Origin of the sequence: Paenibacillus sp. Dod16, assembly GCF_049893405.1 — a bacterium.
Taxonomy (GTDB): Bacteria; Bacillota; Bacilli; order Paenibacillales; family Paenibacillaceae; genus Paenibacillus_AQ.
The window spans coordinates 35,174-54,631 of record NZ_JBNDYG010000011.1 but is presented as its reverse complement, the minus strand read 5'-3'; the positions used below and the strand labels follow the sequence as shown (position 1 = coordinate 54,631).

The 19,458-nt window shown below is 52.2% G+C and carries 15 protein-coding genes and 2 pseudogenes; 12 read left to right on the top strand and 5 right to left on the bottom strand.

Translation table 11 applies throughout. The features are described 5' to 3' along the window. Positions 1-56: 56 nt before the first annotated feature. From ACPV3A_RS10980 to ACPV3A_RS10925, 12 genes and pseudogenes are all read left to right on the top strand, one after another. Positions 57-374 carry a hypothetical protein gene (locus ACPV3A_RS10980; protein WP_006208215.1) on the top strand — a complete coding sequence of 106 codons (318 nt, stop codon included), beginning with the start codon at positions 57-59 and terminating at the stop codon, positions 372-374. Next, positions 371-1,372: a UV DNA damage repair endonuclease UvsE gene (gene uvsE, locus ACPV3A_RS10975; RefSeq protein ID WP_426199549.1), complete on the top strand. Its 1,002-nt coding sequence runs from the start codon at positions 371-373 to the stop codon at positions 1,370-1,372. The genes ACPV3A_RS10980 and uvsE overlap by 4 nt, the downstream gene beginning before the upstream one ends. 264 nt (positions 1,373-1,636) lie before the next feature. Then, positions 1,637-2,500, top strand: a complete 864-nt coding sequence (locus tag ACPV3A_RS10970; RefSeq protein ID WP_411829542.1) for an inositol monophosphatase family protein — start codon at positions 1,637-1,639, stop codon at positions 2,498-2,500. A gap of 64 nt (positions 2,501-2,564) precedes the next feature. After that, on the top strand, positions 2,565-2,831 hold the full coding sequence (locus ACPV3A_RS10965; RefSeq protein ID WP_071220868.1) for a hypothetical protein: 267 nt from the start codon (positions 2,565-2,567) through the stop codon (positions 2,829-2,831). Positions 2,832-3,016: 185 nt separating this feature from the next. Continuing rightward, positions 3,017-3,352: a hypothetical protein gene (locus ACPV3A_RS10960; protein ID WP_426199546.1), complete on the top strand. Its 336-nt coding sequence runs from the start codon at positions 3,017-3,019 to the stop codon at positions 3,350-3,352. Between the two features lie 74 nt (positions 3,353-3,426). Next, the gene (locus tag ACPV3A_RS10955) at positions 3,427-4,689 is read left to right on the top strand and encodes a stalk domain-containing protein (protein WP_426199544.1); all 1,263 of its coding nucleotides are present in this window, start codon (positions 3,427-3,429) and stop codon (positions 4,687-4,689) included. A 267-nt stretch (positions 4,690-4,956) separates the two neighbouring features. Beyond that, on the top strand, positions 4,957-6,822 hold the full coding sequence (locus ACPV3A_RS10950; protein ID WP_426199542.1) for an SLC13 family permease: 1,866 nt from the start codon (positions 4,957-4,959) through the stop codon (positions 6,820-6,822). Between the two features lie 303 nt (positions 6,823-7,125). After that, a complete protein-coding gene (locus tag ACPV3A_RS10945) occupies positions 7,126-8,958 on the top strand; it encodes a cache domain-containing sensor histidine kinase (protein WP_426199540.1) in 1,833 nt (610 codons plus the stop codon). Further along, positions 8,958-10,278 (top strand): annotated as a pseudogene (locus ACPV3A_RS10940) (response regulator transcription factor). Before ACPV3A_RS10945 ends, ACPV3A_RS10940 begins: the two are co-directional and overlap by 1 nt. A gap of 96 nt (positions 10,279-10,374) precedes the next feature. Beyond that, entirely contained in the window at positions 10,375-11,310 is a 936-nt protein-coding gene (locus ACPV3A_RS10935; RefSeq protein ID WP_194540920.1) for a carbohydrate ABC transporter permease, read from the top strand. A gap of 1 nt (position 11,311) precedes the next feature. Continuing rightward, positions 11,312-12,178, top strand: a complete 867-nt coding sequence (locus ACPV3A_RS10930) for a carbohydrate ABC transporter permease (protein ID WP_216532521.1) — start codon at positions 11,312-11,314, stop codon at positions 12,176-12,178. Positions 12,179-12,308: 130 nt separating this feature from the next. After that, positions 12,309-13,757 (top strand): annotated as a pseudogene (locus ACPV3A_RS10925) (ABC transporter substrate-binding protein). 248 nt (positions 13,758-14,005) lie between these two features. Here ACPV3A_RS10925 and ACPV3A_RS10920 read toward each other — a convergent pair. From ACPV3A_RS10920 to ACPV3A_RS10900, 5 genes are all read right to left on the bottom strand, one after another. Then, positions 14,006-14,992 (bottom strand): DUF4367 domain-containing protein, encoded by a 987-nt coding sequence (locus ACPV3A_RS10920; RefSeq protein ID WP_426199538.1) that lies wholly within the window; start codon positions 14,990-14,992, stop codon positions 14,006-14,008. Next, on the bottom strand, positions 14,943-15,542 hold the full coding sequence (locus ACPV3A_RS10915) for an RNA polymerase sigma factor (RefSeq protein ID WP_194540924.1): 600 nt from the start codon (positions 15,540-15,542) through the stop codon (positions 14,943-14,945). The genes ACPV3A_RS10920 and ACPV3A_RS10915 overlap by 50 nt, the downstream gene beginning before the upstream one ends. Before the next feature lie 308 nt (positions 15,543-15,850). Continuing rightward, entirely contained in the window at positions 15,851-16,723 is an 873-nt protein-coding gene (locus ACPV3A_RS10910; protein WP_426199535.1) for an aminoglycoside 6-adenylyltransferase, read from the bottom strand. A 172-nt stretch (positions 16,724-16,895) separates the two neighbouring features. Then, positions 16,896-18,212 carry a glutamate-1-semialdehyde 2,1-aminomutase gene (locus tag ACPV3A_RS10905; protein WP_339295569.1) on the bottom strand — a complete coding sequence of 439 codons (1,317 nt, stop codon included), beginning with the start codon at positions 18,210-18,212 and terminating at the stop codon, positions 16,896-16,898. Between the two features lie 79 nt (positions 18,213-18,291). Next, positions 18,292-19,380 (bottom strand): LCP family protein, encoded by a 1,089-nt coding sequence (locus ACPV3A_RS10900; RefSeq protein ID WP_426199533.1) that lies wholly within the window; start codon positions 19,378-19,380, stop codon positions 18,292-18,294. Positions 19,381-19,458 lie beyond the last annotated feature (78 nt).

Below are 19,458 nucleotides of genomic sequence, written 5' to 3'. Positions count from 1 at the left end.
ATTTAATACGGCTCCCCTTGAGTCTAATATTATGGGATGAAAGGAAGATACGTATTATGGGATTTCAAACCGAGTTCAATTCCGTTTGTAAGTTTAAGAGTGAGCAGGAGCTCTATGAGCTGCTGGAATACGGCCGCGGTAAAATGCTGAAGGACGGGCTCCGGGTATTTCCGACAGGACAGAAGGTTATTGCTTATACGCCGGATAATCAGGCGGTCGCCATCGTCCTGATCACTGCATGCGTATCGGAGATTAACTTCCAGGGCCGCGAGGTCACTTCGGTCGAACTGCAGCTGATCCGCAAATTGACGGATGAGGAAGCACGCGTACAAACAGCGCTCGCTCACGAAATGTTCTTCGGAGATCATGCATGATTGTCCGTTTCGGTTATGTGGCCATGTCCACGGTCGTGCAGAATGCTTCTCCTTCCAAGACGATGACCATGAAGAGTTTTATGAAGCTGAATGACCGTGAGGCCGGCTTACACAAACTGGAGCGGATCGCGAATGAGAATCTACATAATACCCTTCGGCTTCTGAAGCATAATGCGGCTCACGATATCAAGGTGTACCGCTTCTCGTCCAAGCTGATTCCGCTGGCCACGCATCATGATATGCAGGATTGGAATCCGTTCCCGGCTTTGCGGGAAGGCTTTCAGGCCATTGGGGAATTCGTGAAAAAGCACGGGATGCGGGTCTCCTTTCATCCGGATCATTTCACGGTGCTGAGCACGCCGCGTCCCGAAGTGCTGGCCAATTCGATCCGTGATCTGGAGTCGCACGTCCATATGCTGCAGGCGATGGAGCTGCCTGCTTCGATGAAGAACAACATCCACATCGGAGGAGCTTATGGGGACAAGCCTTCGGCAGCGGCTCGATTCGTTGAACATTTTCATGAGCTTGCGCCGCACATCAAGGAACGGCTGACCCTTGAAAATGACGATAAAACCTTTACCGCCCAGGAAACGTTGGCCGTGTGCAAGCAGACCGGGCTGCCGATGGTACTGGACATTCATCACCAGTGGGTCAATAACGATGGCGAGGCTCCCTGGGAGCTGTGGCCGGATATCCTTCGCACCTGGGAGACGCCGCTTGCGCAGGCCGATTCGGACCGGGCGCAGCCGCTCCCGCCCAAGATTCACGTATCCAGTCCCAAGAGCCCTACCGATATCCGCAGCCATGCGGATGGGGTGGATGTCGTGCCATTGCTGGCGTTTTTACGGAATATTGCGGGGGCTACGCCGAAGGTGGACGTCATGATTGAAGCGAAGATGAAGGACGGCGCCTTGTTTGATCTGATGAAGGATTTGGGAGATTATACGGAAGAGGGCGTAACCATTCTCGACGGTGCTTCCATCGAAGTAAACCCTTAACCGGGTAAGATGAGATTGTTAACACTTGCAAGTTGATGGATTTTGGGTTACGTTGGAAGTATCCAAACAGAGATTCCCCTTAACACATGACATCGGATAAAAAAGTTCGTTCTCGCCAAGCATTCAGGTGCACAGCATAGGACGGACTTTTATTGAAATAGGCGGAATTTTCGCGTGGTTGCCCTTTCGATTACCGCCATGACTGAATAGGATGTAGGGATTGTCAAAAATCACTAGATTTATATAGAAAGTAGAGTGAATGCTTTGAACGAGAATGAAAAGATTCCTTATGTTGTCAGCAGTAAGAGCTACACCGCCGTTGCGATTAATTGCGCCGCCAAAGCGGGAGAGTGGATTAAGAGCAAACTCGGTACCGTCAAGCAGTTGAGCACCAAGTCTTCGGCACAGGATATCGTAACCGAGGTGGACAAAGGCGCGGAGCAGATGATCCGCAAGCTGATTTTGACGCACTTTCCGGATCATGCGATCCTCGGAGAAGAAGGGGTTGCCCCGGGTAGCGATGCCTACAATAAGGCACTCGAGGACGCCAAGGACGAAGAGTATCTCTGGATTATTGACCCTGTGGACGGAACGACGAACTATGTTCATGGATTTCCGTTTTACTCTGTGTCGATTGCACTGGCTCATCATGGAGAAGTCATTGTCGGCGTTATTTACGACCCTTCCCGGGACGAGTTGTTTGTTGCGGAAAAAGGAAAAGGGGCCTACGTTCACGGCAACCCTACCTATGTTTCCAAGGAAGATCAATTGTCGGACAGCTTGCTGGCCACGGGCTTCCCGCTGGACAGCACGGTCAACCTGCCGCTGAATATGGCGGAGCTGCAGGCGCTGCTGCCGATGGTCCGCAATGTAAGAGCAGGCGGCTCCGCAGCGCTTCATCTTGCTTATGTGGCTGCCGGCCGCCTCAGCGGATACTGGGAGCACGGCTTGAGCGCTTGGGATGTTGCTGCAGGCGCACTATTGGTTCAGGAATCCGGCGGTAAAGTAACCGATACGGAAGGAAAGCCATATGATCTGTCGGTGCGTCATTTGGCGGCAACCAACGGGCTGATTCATCAGCGTTTTCTGGATACACTAAAAGACGCCGGTGAAGCTTTGGTTCGCTAAACGGCCAGGGGCGACAGAGAAATGCAGGTCACTTACAACCGCTTGATAAAGGAGTGTGCTTACGATGAATGAGAAGTCGGATCAGGATTTGGAGCGCCAGCTCAGCGAGATGTTAACGGACGGTGAAATGCAGAAGAAGGATCGGGAGAAGGAGGAGCGCAGGCTTCTCTCTCCGAAATACGAGATCCGGATTCAGACGCAGCTCGATCCTATTGTGGAAGAGACGCAGAAATACCGCAGCATGGCGAAGGAAGTGGATGATCGATATGACAAGTATATGGATAAGGCAGTTAAGAAGGATAAGCCTGAGGATTCAGGTGAAGAAGCTTGATAGCGCTTTAAGGGATGGGATGTTTACGAAGCGGGACATCTCTATTCGTTAAAGACCCGAACCTGGAATGGACAGCATAGAGCGTGCTGTCCATTTTTTTATGATGGCTGGCCAAGATCACACTGTTCTAGGCTGGCTCAAGTTGGTGTGACTATGGTTGACCTTGACCACATTGGGGGGAGATCATGCGAGTTCGGATTCAAATATGTCATGTTCTGGGAGGCGCATCCGGGGCAGCCTCCATGCTGCTATGGTGCATCCTTATCTTTTTCAACCCTTATTCCGATGAGACCAGCTGGAAACCAGCCTTAACTACGTTCGTTATGCTGTTTCTTCCAGCCAGCTTGGCGATGCTCGGGGTGCTTTATTCCTACCGGTTGCTGCTGCTGGTTGCTTTTGGATGGTCGATATTGCCAAGCCTGTATCTGGCAGCCACGCCTGGGATATTTGCTTGGTTTGGAGCTGCATCTCTTGGCTATTTATTCGCTTATCTTCTCATGAAACCTTATCGTCCCGATTGACTTCGGTACCATTCACAGGTTGCTGGTGGTAAAATAAGGCTGTATTAAGATATTGACGTTGAGGGAGTGAAGGCATGTTCAAACAATGGAAGAAGGGGCTGGCGGCAGTAACCGGCACCTTGACGCTCGCGGTGGCACTGGTTGGACCGAGCGTTGCGCCGGCTTATGCCGATGAGGTTGCAGGCAAGGATACATATCATATTGTGGCGCTGGGGGACTCGTTGACCGTTGGGTATGAGCCGGGAATGGATCTGAACAGCAAGCCTTACGGTTTTGTTGACCGGCTGTATGAGCAAGGTTTGTTCCACGGCCGGACCGAGGTAACGAATCTGGGGATCGGCGGCCTGAAAACCGATGGGCTGAACCATTACGTCAAGGCCGTCTTGGATGAACGCGCAATTACGGCGGAAGAGCTGCAGCCGGGGCTAAGCGGCATCGATCCACGCACGAAGCAGATTGGCGCTGACGCAGCGAAAGCCAAGCCGATTATCGCGGGTGCGGATCTGATTACCATTACTATCGGCGGCAATGACATGATGAGTCTGGTCAGTACCGTGGAAACATTAAGCGATGAACAGTTGAAAACAAAGATGCAGGAACTGTTCAAGATTTATACCGATAATGTCTCATCCGTCATTACCAACTTGCACGCCATCAATCCGGATGCCGCAATTGTGGTGGCGGACCAGTATAATCCGGTTCCCAAAGTCGCTGACGAGGTCGCATATGCTAAACTGCTTGCAGCATCCGGAGAGTTTACGAAGCTGGTGGAAGGCGTAGCTGACAGTTTTGCCACTCAGGGCGTGAATATTAAGGTAGCCCATGTGGCGAAGAAGTTCGTGGGCTCCGAGCTGACGATGACCCATATCCTGAAAGACGATATTCATCCGAACCAATATGGATATGAGACGATGGCCGGTGTGTTCGCAGAGACGATCTGGGGCAGCTACAAGAATTCCGCTGTTCAAGAACAGGGGCAGCCGATGCGCATCATCGTGAAGGGGCAGGAGCTGAACACGCCGTATAAGCCGATCCTTCGCGATAACCTGAATTACGTAGCGATACAGGATATCGTAGATGCAGTGGGGGCGACGACCACATGGGAAAATAAAACGTCCAGTGCAACGATTACGTTTGGAGATCAGACGGTGGTAGTGAAGATCGGTGCCAAAACCGTTCAAGTTAACGGAACGGCTGTACCGATCGACACGCCGGCATTCCTGCAAAAAGTAGGAAAAGAAGATAAAACCTACGTCCCGCTCGCGGTGATTGCATCCGGTCTTGGTTTTGACGTTCAATACAGCACCAAATTGCGTACCGCATTCATTAATTTATAATCCCATAAGCAAGCTGCATCGGCTGGAAGGAGTCGATGCAGCTTTTTTTGTCATTAGCGTTTTTGTGATGTTTTTAACATAAGTAACTCCAGGCAGATGGTACAATACGACATCATTTCCTTTCATGGGTGGTTTGACATCAGATCAGATTTTGAACCCCTTTCCTGACATCTGGAAAGTGCAGATGCGTGAAAGCGGTAGGGAAAGGGTAGCCGAATGTCGAATCTTGGAAGAAACATAGATAGGGCATTATAGGGGGAACAAGGAATGAATGGACCGATGATCGTTACGTTGTCTGTTTTGGCCGTGGCATCCGCATTGTTCATGTCGGGAAAAGTGCGGTCGGATTTGGTCGCGATCGGCGTGTTGATGGTACTTATGTTAACGGACATTTTAAGTCCGGCTGAAGCCCTTTCGGGCTTTTCCAATTCGGTTGTCATCATGATGATCGGTTTGTTTGTTGTGGGCGGGGGGATTTTTCAGACCGGATTAGCCAAGATGGCAAGCGGAAGGCTGCTGAAGCTTGGAGGGGGAAGCGAGACCCGGCTCTTGATTATGATCATGCTGGTAACGTCGCTCATTGGCGGATTCGTCAGCAATACCGGCACGGTAGCGGTCATGCTGCCCATTGTTGTCAGTCTGGCGTTCAGCGCCGAGATTAATCCGGGGCGGCTGCTGATGCCCCTTGCTTTTGCTAGCAGCTTGGGGGGCATGCTCACGTTAATCGGCACACCGCCGAATCTCGTGATTCAGGAGACGCTGATCAACGCAGGATACGAACGGCTGTCGTTCTTTGCTTTTTTGCCGATCGGACTTGTGTGTTTGGCAACGGGGATCCTCGCGATATTGTTCCTTCGCCGTTTTCTTCCCAGCAATGAAGAAGGGGGTGCAGGTAAACAGGGCGGGCGCTCGCTTCGAGAGCTGGCCAAACAGTATCGGCTGACCCAGAACCTGTATCGGATTCAGGTTAGTGCCGATTCCTCCATTCGATCCAAAACATTGCGGGAGCTGGACATTCCTGCGAAGTTCGAAGTGAACGTCATTGAAATCCGCCGTAAAATGTCGGCCAAGAATCAATTCTTCAAAACGATCAACCAGGAAATCGCCGGTCCCGAGACCGTGATTGAGGAAGACGATATTCTGTATGTAAACGGCCCGTTCGAGCGGGCCTCGGAGTTTGCGGAGACGTATGGGCTTGTCATGCTGGACCAGCGTGTACCCGAGCATCGAAAACGTACGGAGGAGTCGCAATACGCCACGAGTGACGTCGGCATTGCCGAGGTGATGCTGACTCCGTCCTCGCGCCTGATTGGCCGGCTCGTCAAGCACTCAGGTTTCCGCGAGAAATATCGGGTGAACATATTGGGGATTCAGCGAAAAGAACAGTATCTTCTGCATCATCTGAAGGAAGAGAAAATGCGCTTTGGCGACGCGCTGCTCGTTCAGGGAACATGGAAGGATATAGCCCTTCTGGCGGCCGAGCAAACGGATGTCGTGGTGGTGGGGCAGCCCGTGGAGGAGTCGCGCAAAGTGACGATGGACCACAAAGCGCCGATTGCGGCCGGGATTATGCTCTTGATGGTGATCCTGCTGGTGACCGAATGGATTCCGGCGGTGGCCTCCGTGATGATTGCCGCGGTGTTGATGGTGGTGTTCGGATGCGTGCGTAACATGGAGGAGGCCTACAAGACGGTCAACTGGGAGAGCATCGTGCTCATTGGCGGCATGATTCCGATGTCCATTGCCATCGAGAAAACGGGAGCCGCCACGCTGATCTCGAATATGCTGGTCCATTCACTGGGAAGCTATGGTCCGCTTGCCCTGCTGGCAGGAGTGTACTTCACCACCTCGCTGTTAACGATGTTCATCAGCAATACGGCTTGCGCCGTATTATTCGCGCCGATTGCGTTATCGGCTGCGATCCAGATGGGAGCCAGTCCGTATCCGTTTCTGTTCGCCGTCTCCATTGGAGCGAGTATGTGCTTTGCCTCACCGTTCTCCACGCCGCCGAACGCGCTCGTTATGTCGGCTGGCCGTTATAAATTCAGCCATTATGTGAAGGTCGGATTGCCGCTTCAACTGGTGATCGGCCTGGTCATGATGGCGGTACTGCCGCTGTTCTTTCCGTTCTAAAGGAGAACCGGCACATAACACCCGCATGTTCCATCCGATGAGGATTGCGCATGCGGGTGTTATTCCATTTTGGGGGCAGCATGTCGTGAAGCCTTGTCCGATCAGTACCCCCTTACTCCTCGATCGATCGACTCCCGCCAGACACGCCCGCCGCTTTTGCAGGAAATCGCCTGTCGTAAGGCTAATACATCCACTTAGGACTTTCTGCCTGATCGTAAAAATACGCATCATTTCCGTAGAAATGACTACGCTGATGCCGCTGGATTGTTGCTATGCTTGAGAAAGCCGGAGGTGCAAGGGCCGATGAAGAACCGCTTGAAAAATCCACTGGGCCGAATGAATATCAAGCAGCAGATGATTCTGCTGTTCCTGGTGCTGGTCATTCCGTTGTTTGCGCTGAACGCCTACGGGAATTCCATGGCCGGTCAAATCCTGAAGCGCCATGTGACCAATGCTTATATCGAACTGAACAAGCAGAACTTTAAGCTGATTAACCGTGATATTGAAACCGTTAACAAAGTGACCTCCACGGTCATCCAAAATTCGCAGATCCAGCAGCTGGATCCCTTTGCCGAGGACACCGTTCTCGCGCGCGTCAAAAACTACGAGCGGCTGGAAAAGATGCTGCTGTCCTTCTCCCAAGAGACGGATGAACGCGAGCCGGTTTATTACTCGCTCTATGTGTATGACCCGAACAACAGCTATTTCTTTGCTCCCTATTACCCTGACCGCCGAAAAGCGGGGGTATATTTTTTCTCCGACGAGAAGGAGAAGCCGGCATGGTTCGATGAAGCCGTGGCGATGAAAGGGAACGGGTATCTCAAGCGCATAGCGAATCTGTCGCCGCCGGTACAAGGGCGCCAGGATCAAGAGACCTTAAGCTATGTAAGGGCCGTGAACAATATTTATAAGGGCGGAACCATCGGCGTTCTGGTGGTCACGAATTTAGACGCCCGGATCGGCGAGTCGTTATCGACGGTTTCGATTCCGGATGGGGAGCTGTATTTTACGGATGGGAACGACCATATCCTGACTTCGTCGGTACAAGGCATGGCAGGGAGGCTGGAATTGCCCCCTGAAGCGGATCCGGGTCAATCCACGATCGGCATCATGGACGTGATTACGTCGGATTTTATCTATGTTATTGACTATAACTACGTGCTCAATCAGAAGCTGGTCTACAAGGTGCCCGTCAAAACGCTGCTCGCCCAGCAAAGCGAGATGAAACGTGTTATCCAGGTCATCTCCATCGCTTACTTTGCCGTGGGTCTCATTATCGTTTTTTATTTCTGGCAGTCGCTGATGACGCCGCTCCAGAAGCTGGCGCATTTTGTGAGAAGGTATGAACCGGGGAACGTCGTGCCGGAAACCCCCTACAGGCGCAGAAAAGATGAAGTCAGTGTCCTCATCTCCACGATCTATGACATGGCCCGCCGATTGAATGATCTGATCCACTACAAATACCGTACGGATCTGAAGCAGAAGGAAGCGCAGCTGCAGCTGCTGTATCAGCAGATTAACCCCCATTTGCTGTATAACACCTTGGAAAGCATCTATTGGAAGAGCACGATGGAGGGCAATACCGAGTCCGCCGAGATGATCAAGGATTTGTCCAAATTGATGAAGATCAGTCTCAGCCGTGGGCGGGATCTCATCACGCTTGGGGAAGAGCTTGAGCATGCGGGGGCTTATATCAATCTGCAGCTGAACCGTTACGATTATCAGTTTACCGTCCACTGGGAAGTGCCCGAGTCCTTGCTGGTGAACCAAGTGCCGAAGATTACGCTGCAGCCGCTGCTGGAGAACGCGATCATTCATGGCATTAAAAATATGGGCGAGGACGGAATCATCCGGATTTCAGGCCATTTGGAAGAGGGACAATGCCGGATCGTCATTGAAGATAACGGCTTCCGCCCCGTAAACTACGAGTCCATCCACAGGCTGCTCCATGATGAAGCGCCGGACCCTTCGCTGGGCTACGGCATCCGCAATATCCAGGAGCGGCTCCAGCTGCATTTTGGAAGCGGCTGCGGTCTGCAATATAAACCAAGAGAAGAAGGGGGAACCCGCGTGACGATCACGATTCCCCGAATAGAAGAAACAACCATTATCGCAACCGGACAGGAGGTTTCCTGATGTATAACATTTTGGTGGTAGATGACGAGCCTTTGATCTGCAAGGGCTTGGCCGGGCTGTTAACGTCCTCGGGCCTGGCCATCGATGGGATTGCTACGGCCTACAGCGGTCAGGAAGCGCTGGATTACATAAGGATGGGGGATATCGATCTGCTGGTCACCGATATCCAGATGGGCGAGATGAACGGCATCGAGCTGATGCAGCAGGCCAAGATCGTGAAGCCTTGGGTTCAGACGATCATTATTTCAGCCCATGAAACATTTCAATATGCGCAGCGGGCGCTCCAGCTCGGAGCCAAGGATTATTTGATCAAACCGCTGAACAGCGAGCAGTTTCTGGATTCGGTTCGCAGCGTTCTGCTCAAGATGGATCAAACCGGCGCCTCAGATAGAGCCATTTCTCATGGCCGATAACGAGCATTTTCGGATGGAGGAGACTCCGTCCGAACGAATAGAGCGGCTGAATCAGCGGCTCTCCACGGAGCGGGATCAGCCGCAACTGGCCGGCCTAGACGAATCGGAGCTGGGCTTGATCGGTCCTTATTTTGCCGTTATCAAGATGAAGCTGGGCTTAAGGGAGGACAGCAGCGCTTCTTTTTCAAGGAAAGATATAAGCCTGATTCAATATGCCGCGCTGAATATCGCCAAGGAGCTGCTGGAGCAGGAGCCGCACGCCTTCGTATTCTATTCGCCGGAGCGGGACATCAACATCATCCTCCAATGGAGCGAGCAGGAGATGGAGGAGAATGCAGGCGGCAAGATCCAGCATCTGGAGATGATCGGCCGGAGTCTGCACCACCATGTGGAGCTGTACCTGAAACGAAGCTGTACCGTTGGGATCAGCCAAATATTGAGGGGGCCCGAATTTTTGAGTGTGCTCAGCCGTCAGGCGGACAAAGCGATGCTGTGGAGCGAGCAGCTGCAGGACTTCCATGTGTTTTATTACGGGGATTTCAATTGGCACAACTATGCCCAGGAGACGTCGCATGAGGTGCTCTCGAGCCAGGGCAATCGGATCGTGGAGAATACAAGGCAATATATCGAGGAGCATTACCGCCAGAAGGGATTGACGATTCACGAGATAGCCAAGAACAATCACGTGAGCCCGAACTATTTGAGTTATCTGTTCAAAAAATATACAGGCAGCAGCCTGTGGGAGTATGTCGTGAAGCTGCGGATGGAGGAGAGCAGGTCCCTGATCCTGAGCACGGATCTCCGCCGCTACGAAATCGCGGAGCGAGTCGGCTATGAATCTCCGGAGCATTTCAGCAAAATCTTCAAAAAATACTATGGCGTCAGCCCCAGCGAGCTAAAGAAGTAAGAACGGCTATACTTCACATAGTTTTAGACATGTTCGAAGACTCCCTGTCTTTTTACAATTAAAGCTGGACATTTAATTAAGGAATGAGGGAGTCAGATGGAAGAAACGGCCATGCCGCAAGGCCAGGCTCGGATAGAGCCCGGTCATCGCACCCGACAGGAGCACAAGCGCAAGCCGCTGTGGAAGAAGTACATATGGGGGTATATGTTCCTCGTTCCAGCCATTGCGATCTTTATCGTCTTTTTGTGGGTGCCGATCTTGAAAGGGGTCTTTTACAGCTTTTTTCATATCGATTTCGTAAAAGGAAACACCTTCGTCGGGTTTGATAATTATGCCAAGGTTCTCAGCAATCCCGATCTGCTGGTTTCCGTTCGAAATACATTGTATTTCATGCTGTTAACGCTGGTCATCGGCTTCTGGGTGCCCATCGCGGCCTCTATCGCCATCTCGGAGCTGAAGCTGTTCCAGGGCTTCGCCCGGATTGCCGCGTATCTGCCGTTTGTCGTACCCGGCGTCGTACTTTACGGCATGTGGAGGTGGATGTATGACCCGGTAGGTCCGATTAACGCCCTGTTCGGCTTCTTTGGGGCAGAACCGGTATCCTTTATTTCGGATAGCCGTTTCTCCATGGTGTCGCTGGTCGTGATGGAGACATGGCAGCAATTCGGCTCGGCGATGCTGATCTATCTCGCCGGCGTGCTCAGCATACCGAAGGATTGGTATGAAGCCGCCGAGATCGACGGTGCGGGCGTATGGGCCCGGATTAAATACATTACGCTCCCCTCGATGCGCAATTTGATTATGCTCATGCTGATCCTGCAGCTGATCGGCACTTCGCAGGCGTACCAGTCGCAGCTTGCGATGCTGGACGGCGGACCGAACAAGGCCACGCTCACCTATGCGCTTCTAACCGTAAAATACGCGTTCAACCAGCTGGATTACGGGGCAGGAACCGCGATGGGCATCTTGATGTTCCTGGTGCTGAGTTTGCTGGGCATCCTGCAATTCAAGATGAACAGGGAGGAGTACTAGGATGAAAGAGAGAGGCATACTGTCCGCTTCGGATCTGAGAAAACCGTGGAACAAGGCGATATACGGATTTATGGTGCTGTGCATTGCGGTGATGATCTTTACGATGCTGTATCCAATCGGCATGACGATGTTTAACGGGCTGAAGAGCAATCAGGAGATCAATACGTTTCCGCCGCGCTTTTTCCCGTCGGAATGGCATTGGGATAACTTCCCGAAGGGGTGGGAATACATCGATCTGCCGATGTTTCTGAAGAATACGCTGCTTATTTTTGGCGGCAATCTGCTGGTGACGATTCTGGTACTGGGCTTGGCGGCATTCAGCATTTCCCGTATCCGGGTTCCCTATCACCGCGTCATCTATTTCTTCATTCTCATGACCTTGTTTATTCCGGCGTCGAGTTACATGATTCCGAACTTCGTCAATTTGAAGGAGCTGGGGCTGCTGAATTCCTACTGGGCCTTCTGGCTGCCGGCCGGAGCGAATGCGTACTTCTTCCTGCTGATCAAAAACTTCTTCGATGGCATTCATCCGGAGATCTTCGAGGCGGCACGCATCGATGGCGCTTCGGAGTTGAGCAGCTTCCTGCGAATTGCCGTACCGCTGTCTGTCCCGATTTTTGCAACGCTGGCGATTTTTATCTTCTCCACGGCATGGAATGACTGGTTCTGGCCGTCGCTGGTCATGCAGACGCAGGACAAGTACACGCTGGCCACGGCCATCTACAAGTATGTCATCAACGCAAGGAGCCTGGACAGCAGCATAAAATTCGCGATCCTGTTCATGGTTATGGTGCCGCCGATCTTCGTATTTCTGGTGTTCCAGAAATTCATTATGCGCAGCGTCAGTCTCTCGGCTGTTAAAGGGTAGGGCAGCGTGTACACCATCGTAGCCCTGCACATGATCGTCATATGAATGCACATCGTCCTTTCCGAGTTTCAATTTTATGATGGAGATAAGAAAGAACATTATCAATTCAATCAGGAAAAGGGGAGTATCCATGCGCAAGTTCTCAGCATTACTGATCTGCCTTATGCTGTTCAGCTCCTTGCTCGCCGCTTGCGGCGGAGGCAAAGCAGCGCCGGAGGCCGGCAATAAAGACGGAGGGACTGCCAATTCGGGCGGAACGACTGCAACGCAGACGGATGAACCGAAACAGGATATCGCGGATCAAAAGATAACGATCAAGATCCACTATCCGCTGCCGGATGATACAACGCTGCGTCAGCAGGAGGATGATAAAATCGCCCGTTTCCAGGCGAAATATCCGAACGTGACCATCGTGAAGGACGACTGGCAGTACAGCGTCAACGAAATCGGGGTCAAGATGGCTTCGAACGAAGCGCCGACATTTTAGAACACTTGGGCTACGGAAGCACAGCTGCTCGTAGAGCGGGGCTGGGTGGCCGACATCACGGAGTTCTGGAACGAGTGGGAATACAAGGACGACATGAACCCCGTGCTCCAGGATCAATTCATCGTGGACGGCAAGGTGTATGGCGTTACGCAGAACGGGTACATCACGTCAACGATCGTGAACAAGAAGCTGCTGGATGCGAAGGGCGTACCGGTTCCGCCGATGGATTGGACGTGGGACGACATGTACAACACGGCGAAAGGGGCAGCAGATCCGAAGGCCGGCATATCCGGCATCGCGCCGATGGGCAAAGGCAATGAAGCGGGCTGGAACTGGACCAACTTCCTGTTCGAAGCCGGCGGGGATATCGAAGTGAACGAGGGCGGCAAAGTGAAGGCCGTGTTTAACTCGGAAGCCGGCGTAAAGGCGCTGGATTTCTATAAAAAGCTGAGATGGGAAGCGAATGCCATTCCGCAGGACTGGGCTCTCGGTTGGGGCGATGCCGTCAGCTCGTTCCAGCAGGGACGTACGGCAATGGTCATTGCTGGCGCATTCGACGTGATCCAGCCGGCATTGAACGAGGGCGGCATGAAGCCTGAGGATGTGCTGGCATATCCGATGCCAGCGATGGAGAAAGGCGGAGCGCACCACGGCATTTTGGGCGGCAATTATCTGGTCATCAACCCGAATGCCACGAAGGAAGAGCAGGAAATGGCATTCCGTTACATCACGTTTGATTATTTTACGGATGATGCGCTGAAATCGGTGGAAGATACGATTAATGCCCGCAAAGCCGAAGGCAAATACTTTGTACCGACGCCGCTGGAATATTTCAGCGATGATTCCGAGTATGCCGCGAAGGTAAAAGCCATCTACGATAAGTACGACAACGTCTACAAATACGATCCGCAGCTCTTCAGCCTGTTGGAAGGCAAACCGGAAGCGCAATTCGGCACGCAGGATTATTATGCGGCGATGTCCAACGTTGTACAGGAGTCGTTCTCGAAGGAAGGCACGGATTCCAAGAAACAGCTGGATGAAACAGCCAAGCTGGTTCAGGAGAACTTCTTCGATAAGATCGAACAGAAGTAAGGGAGCGGCTGCCCCGAATGGGATTGGGGAGAATTCTGCAGCACAGTAAAGAGAGACGCCGGGGCGGCGTCTCTCTTTGCTTTCTCATATCCTTGGAAATAGTTGCTCAAGCCGGGCGAAAGGTCAGCCCTTCTTAAACACGGTCGCCTGATTCGTGTCCGGATCCCGAAACTGCCACAGGCGACTTTTTTTATATTGGTATAATGATTGCTATTATGACAGCCCTAAGCCAAGTGACATCACGCTGCTTACTTGGAATCCGTCTTCGGAATGATTGTTTTGGCAATGCGGATCAGCTCTTCGGCAGCGATGTCACCCGTGGTAGAGTTGAGCGAAAGCATGTAGTGATGTCCGGTGGTTGGTTCTTCATAGACCCAGTCCAGCGGCGCCAGCTGCTCCGAGTTTCCGCCGCTCCACGTTTTTTGCAGCACGTCCTGCCCGTTGATCTCGATTTTCCGGCTGGTCATGCCCGTGCTCTCGTCCCAGTAGGAGGTCACGCTCCCGTGGTCCCCGTTATTCAGAATGGTAAGGGAGACTTTTTTATTGCCGCTGGCATAATATACCGTCGAAAGCCAGAATTGATCGGTGAACTTCACCGGCATCAGGGCGTAGTCCTTCCCGGAGGCTTTGGCTTTTTCAAGCAGCTTTTTGGCGATGTCGGCTTTTTCCTGCTCGGTCAGCGGGGTCACATCAGTCTCGCGTTCCATGTGCACGCTGGCGTTTTTGAACGTATATGTGCCCGAACCGGACAGTTCCTTGGCCAGCGGCAAACCGGGCACGTTCACCATGCTTTGCAGCTTGGCGAAATCCTTGACGGCATGCGGAGTGGATTTGATGTCGATGACATGCTTTGGATTATCCGGTACAACATAAATGATGGCGGCTTCGCCCGGCTTGATCTGTTCGTCCCAGATGGTGTTCATGAGATGTATGCGGTTCAGTTCCTTTTTTGAATAGTTTTTTGGTGAAGGCGCCTGAGCGTCCGATTTCTCCTCATAGAGAACTTCCCCTTTGCTGTTGGTTAAGGAATGGTACTGTACGGCGGCAAATCCGGTCGATGCGGTAAGCAGCATGCCGGCCATTAAGAGAATGCTAACTTTGTATTTCACAAAAAATCGCTCCTTTTTAAGTTGTTTTTCCCGAATTTGGTTCATGACGTGTTCCTGGAGGGCCGTCCCCGGCGGTTCAACCCTTTGAAAGAGTGGTTTCAGGTCCTGATCGTTGTCCTTGCTCATTCGTTTCTTCCCCCTCTGCCATGGCGTAATGTTTGCGGAACTTGGCTGCGGCCCGCTCATATTTTTTCCTGAGATAGGTCGTGTTGTGTTTCAAAATCAGGCTGATCTCTTGATAGCTCTTGTCCTCGACACAGCGCAGGATGAGCAGGCTTCGTTCCTCTGCGGTCAGCCTGGCCAGCGCCCGGAGCACGGATGGATTGTAGTATTTGTGCTCGATGACCTGATCGACATGCCGGTTATCCTGATCCTTCTGATACAGAAAGGGGAGGAATCGGGATAGCTTTCGCTTGCGGAGGTAGTCGATGCACTGGTTGCAGGCGATGCTGTACAGCCAGGCTTCGAAGGGCTTGTCCGGTTCGAATTTAGATAGATTGCGGTAAGCTTTCAGAAAAGCTTCCTGGGTGCAATCTTCGGCTTCGGCATAGTCGCCAAGCATGTGATAGCAATAGTTGAAGATGGCTTTATTGCAACGGTTCATGATCAGCTCATATTTGTCGATCTCTCCCTTCAAAACATCAGCAACGATCTGATGGAATGCTGGTTCATCCAAGTGGTTTCACCCCTTTACAATTTGTATTACGTTTGGGCAAAGCACAAATGTGACAAATGGATTCAATAAATTTTGTTTGCAGGAGAGCGCAGTCGCCAAGATCGGGTTGAAGTAAAGGAGCGGCTGTCCCGGATGGGATTTTGGAGAAGTCTGCAGCACAGCAAAGAGAGACGCCGGAGCGGCGTCTCTCTTTGCTGTTTCATATCCTTATTACGATCGGGAGTTGACTTGGACCAGTGGTCACCCCTCCTCGAGCACGGCTGCCCGATTCGATATTTGGAATCAAGTGAACCGCGTCTTCGGCATTATTAATAGATCGCCTTGGCATCCGCCGGCAGCTGCCGGACATGCTGCAGGAAGCCCGTTACGCGCTGATCCTGCCCCATATCATATTCAAAGCCCAGCTGCTCAGCGACATCCAGCGCGGTTTTGCGGAACAGCGCTCCCATCGTAAACAACGCCTCCCACACTTCTTCGTAGGTTCCGCGCGGGTAGGTGGACATCAGCTTGTTCCAGCTGTCCGCAGACAGGTAGTTTTTCAAGTACTTGCCGTTCTTGCCCACGCTGAGCGAGAAATCGGTCTGGGCGCCCACCTGCCACTCCAGCATTTTCATCAGCATCGGTCGCATGATGTTGTGGAAGTGGTCTTGGGCATACAGTATTTCTTCCCGCCACAAGCCCTTGGCTACATACGTGGATACCCACCAGAACTCATTGCAGCAATCCTCGAAAAAGGCTGCGGAAGGGCGCTTTACCCAAAAATCCTCGTCAGACGGAGCCGGAATCGCCGGGAACGCCTGATCTTTATCCATTAGGATTTGGATCAGTTTGTCCTCCTTGCAGTATTTTTCCTTCTCCTCGATGGGAATCAGAGTCATGTCAATCCGGTTGCCGTCGGTAAACAACATCAGGTACGAGAACCAGCCCCCCAGATCCGGAGGGAACAGTGCCATGTCTTCGGGCGTCTGCAGAATAATCCGTTCACCGAAGACGTCGATCCAATCCGGGTCCTGAATATAGCTCTCCATGTCCGTGACATGAAAGCTGATATCGTAATCCTGAAATATATCCTTAGGCACGTTGGGGTTGGTTCGGGAGCCTTCCAGGGTAACGGCCCGAACACGTTCGTCGCGGGCTGCGTAGCCCAATACCAAATCCATCATTTCTTGCTCGCTTCTCATGTTATCCAGCCTCCGCATTCATATTTAGATTGCTCACGATTTGAATCGGGCAGGTCAGGAGGTCCACGAATTCGGACCGTGGAAGCACGGCAGGGATGTGGAGCATGTTATAACTTGTTCAGCTGCTTTTTCATGAGGAGATCTCCTTTCGCGGGTTATGCATTTATCTATATTAATTCTTCATGGCCTTAAAAGATTCCTCCGCAGCCTCAAGCGTAGCCTCAATGTCGGCATCCGTATGGGCTGTGGTCATGAACCAGGCCTCGTACTTGGAAGGAGCCAGGTTCACGCCGCGGTCCAGCATATGGCGGAAGAATGCGGCGAACGCTTCGCCGTCGGTGTCCTGCGCTTCGTCATAATTCGTGACCGGGTGATCGCAGAAGTGAGTGGAGAAGGAGCCCCGGATGCGGTTGATTGTGAGCGGAATGCCGTGGCGGTCGGCGGATGCCTGCAAGCCTTCCGTCAGCTTGATGGTCAAGCGCTCCATTTCTTCATATACGCCTTCACCCTGCAGAACCTCCAAGCAAGCGATTCCGGCGGCGATGGAGGCTGGATTACCCGCCATGGTTCCTGCCTGATAAGCAGGACCGAGCGGTGCGACCTGTTCCATCACGTGTTTACGGCCGCCATAAGCGCCGATAGGCAGACCGCCGCCGATGATTTTGCCAAGCGCCGTAAGGTCCGGCTGAATCGCCTCGTGATTGTCCAGACCCGCATAAGTTTGGGTAGATCCGTAGTGGAAGCGGAAAGCGCTGATAACTTCGTCATAGATGACCAATGAGCCGTTATCGTGCGTCATCTGGCATAGGCCTTCGAGGAATCCCGGTTTCGGCATCACCATCCCGAAGTTGCCAACGATCGGCTCCACCATAACGGCAGCCACATCATCGCCCCATGCGTCGAGGGCAGCCCGCAAGCCTTCCAGATCGTTGAACGGAACGGTAATGACTTCCGTCGCAATGCTGGCCGGGATCCCGGCGCTGTCCGGAATGCCGAGCGTGGAAGGACCGGAGCCTGCTGCCACGAGCACAAGATCGGAATGGCCATGGTAGCAGCCGGCGAACTTGATGATTTTGTTGCGCTTGGTGTAGGCGCGGGCGACCCGGATCGTGGTCATGACCGCCTCGGTGCCGGAATTGACGAAACGCACCTTGTCCATGGACGGGATGGCAGCCTTCAGCATTTTGGCCAAGGTGATCTCAAGCTCCGTAGGCGTCCCGTAGAGGGTGCCGTTTTGAGCGGCTGCCGTGATTGCGGCCGTAATATGCGGATGAGCATGTCCGGTTATGATCGGGCCATAGGCTGCCAAATAATCGATGTAGCGATTGCCGTCCTCGTCCCAGAAGTGAGCTCCATTCGCGCGTTTCATGAAAACGGGGGCGCCGCCGCCTACGGCTTTGAACGAACGGGAGGGGCTGTTTACGCCGCCTACGATATGCTGCAGCGCTTCTTGATATAGAGTTTCTGAACGGTTTCTTGATGTTGTCATCATCATTAACTTCCTTTCTTCATGAAGCAGGACAGGCAGCTAAAATGACATAGCTCCTGTCCTGATTACTGTAAGTGTATTAGTTACGATCCGTTGTTGCAGATGGAACAGTAGAGCTATCCGAATGACCATTCTCAGAATCGTTATTCTCAGAACCAGTGGTTTCAGAATTGCTTTCCGTACCTTCGCTGCCTTCTGTCTCAGGGTCAGGCGTTGGCGGATTTAAGATGTCCTGGATATACTGTTTCAGCGTATCCGAATTGCCGACCGTTAGAACGGCTGCTCCGCCGATATGCTCTTCCTTCAGGAGCTTCATCGGAGGCACCTGTTCGCTGCCGCTCATTTTACTCTTGTAGGCAACGTTCGCAAGCTTCCACATATCCTCAACATCGAGATTGGTATCGATATACGGGCTGACGGACTTCAGAATGTCCGGAAGCTTCATGATGGAAGTGGTGGTCTGCATTTTCTTGGCTACGGCCTTCAAGAGCTCGCGCTGACGCTCGGTGCGGGTAAAGTCGCCCATCGCATCATAGCGGAACCGCACATATTGCAGCGCCGCATTGCCATCCAGATGCTGCATGCCTTGCTTCAATTCGATGTCGTATTCGTTTTTGTCAGCTTTACTGGAATATTTCATGTCCTTCTCAACATAGAAATCAACCCCGCCAACGGAATCAACCAGCTTCATGAAACCCTGGAAATCCGTATAGACGTAGTATTGAACCGGAATGCCCAGCAGATCGCCAACAGCCTTCATGGCCGTATTCGGGCCGTGTGTAATGGCTGTATTGATTCGGTTTCGGTCATATCCGGGTATTTCTACGTAAGTATCGCGCAAAATAGAGAATAAGTGCATTTTCTTCTTCACGGGATCAATCGAGGCAACAAGCATACTGTCGGAACGAGGAATTTCGCCTTCCTCAAAACCGCGCGCATCCACGCCCATCAGCAGAATGTTGACCGTCTCCGTTCCTTCCCACTCGGGTGGCGCTGGTACTTTGGCATCTACCTTTTCAATTTCACGAAAAGGGGAGGATTCACCTGATTTCTGAAGACTCTGCAAGCCGTCGTAGAATGATGCCGCATAATAAATGCCGTAACCAATAATAGCGGCAAGGATGAGGCTGACACTCCATATAATCGTCTTCTTTGTTTTTTTGGTCATTGTGTTCTTCCTTTCGGATTACGCTGATGAATTAATTCGATAGAACATTTGAACATTCGACATTCATTCTATTATAAT

Bases quoted from the DNA above. Each gene is read 5' to 3' on its own strand.
- ACPV3A_RS10965 (WP_071220868.1), top strand. From the start codon at position 2,565: ATGAATGAGAAGTCGGATCAGGATTTGGAGCGCCAGCTCAGCGAGATG.
- ACPV3A_RS10960 (WP_426199546.1), top strand. From the start codon at position 3,017: ATGCGAGTTCGGATTCAAATATGTCATGTTCTGGGAGGCGCATCCGGG.
- ACPV3A_RS10945 (WP_426199540.1), top strand. From the start codon at position 7,126: ATGAAGAACCGCTTGAAAAATCCACTGGGCCGAATGAATATCAAGCAG.
- ACPV3A_RS10910 (WP_426199535.1), bottom strand. From the start codon at position 16,723: ATGAGAAGCGAGCAAGAAATGATGGATTTGGTATTGGGCTACGCAGCC.
- ACPV3A_RS10920 (WP_426199538.1), bottom strand. From the start codon at position 14,992: ATGAGCAAGGACAACGATCAGGACCTGAAACCACTCTTTCAAAGGGTT.
- ACPV3A_RS10955 (WP_426199544.1), top strand. From the start codon at position 3,427: ATGTTCAAACAATGGAAGAAGGGGCTGGCGGCAGTAACCGGCACCTTG.
- ACPV3A_RS10900 (WP_426199533.1), bottom strand. From the start codon at position 19,380: ATGACCAAAAAAACAAAGAAGACGATTATATGGAGTGTCAGCCTCATC.
- uvsE (WP_426199549.1), top strand. From the start codon at position 371: ATGATTGTCCGTTTCGGTTATGTGGCCATGTCCACGGTCGTGCAGAAT.
- ACPV3A_RS10935 (WP_194540920.1), top strand. From the start codon at position 10,375: ATGGAAGAAACGGCCATGCCGCAAGGCCAGGCTCGGATAGAGCCCGGT.
- ACPV3A_RS10950 (WP_426199542.1), top strand. From the start codon at position 4,957: ATGAATGGACCGATGATCGTTACGTTGTCTGTTTTGGCCGTGGCATCC.
- ACPV3A_RS10980 (WP_006208215.1), top strand. From the start codon at position 57: ATGGGATTTCAAACCGAGTTCAATTCCGTTTGTAAGTTTAAGAGTGAG.
- ACPV3A_RS10905 (WP_339295569.1), bottom strand. From the start codon at position 18,212: ATGACAACATCAAGAAACCGTTCAGAAACTCTATATCAAGAAGCGCTG.
- ACPV3A_RS10930 (WP_216532521.1), top strand. From the start codon at position 11,312: ATGAAAGAGAGAGGCATACTGTCCGCTTCGGATCTGAGAAAACCGTGG.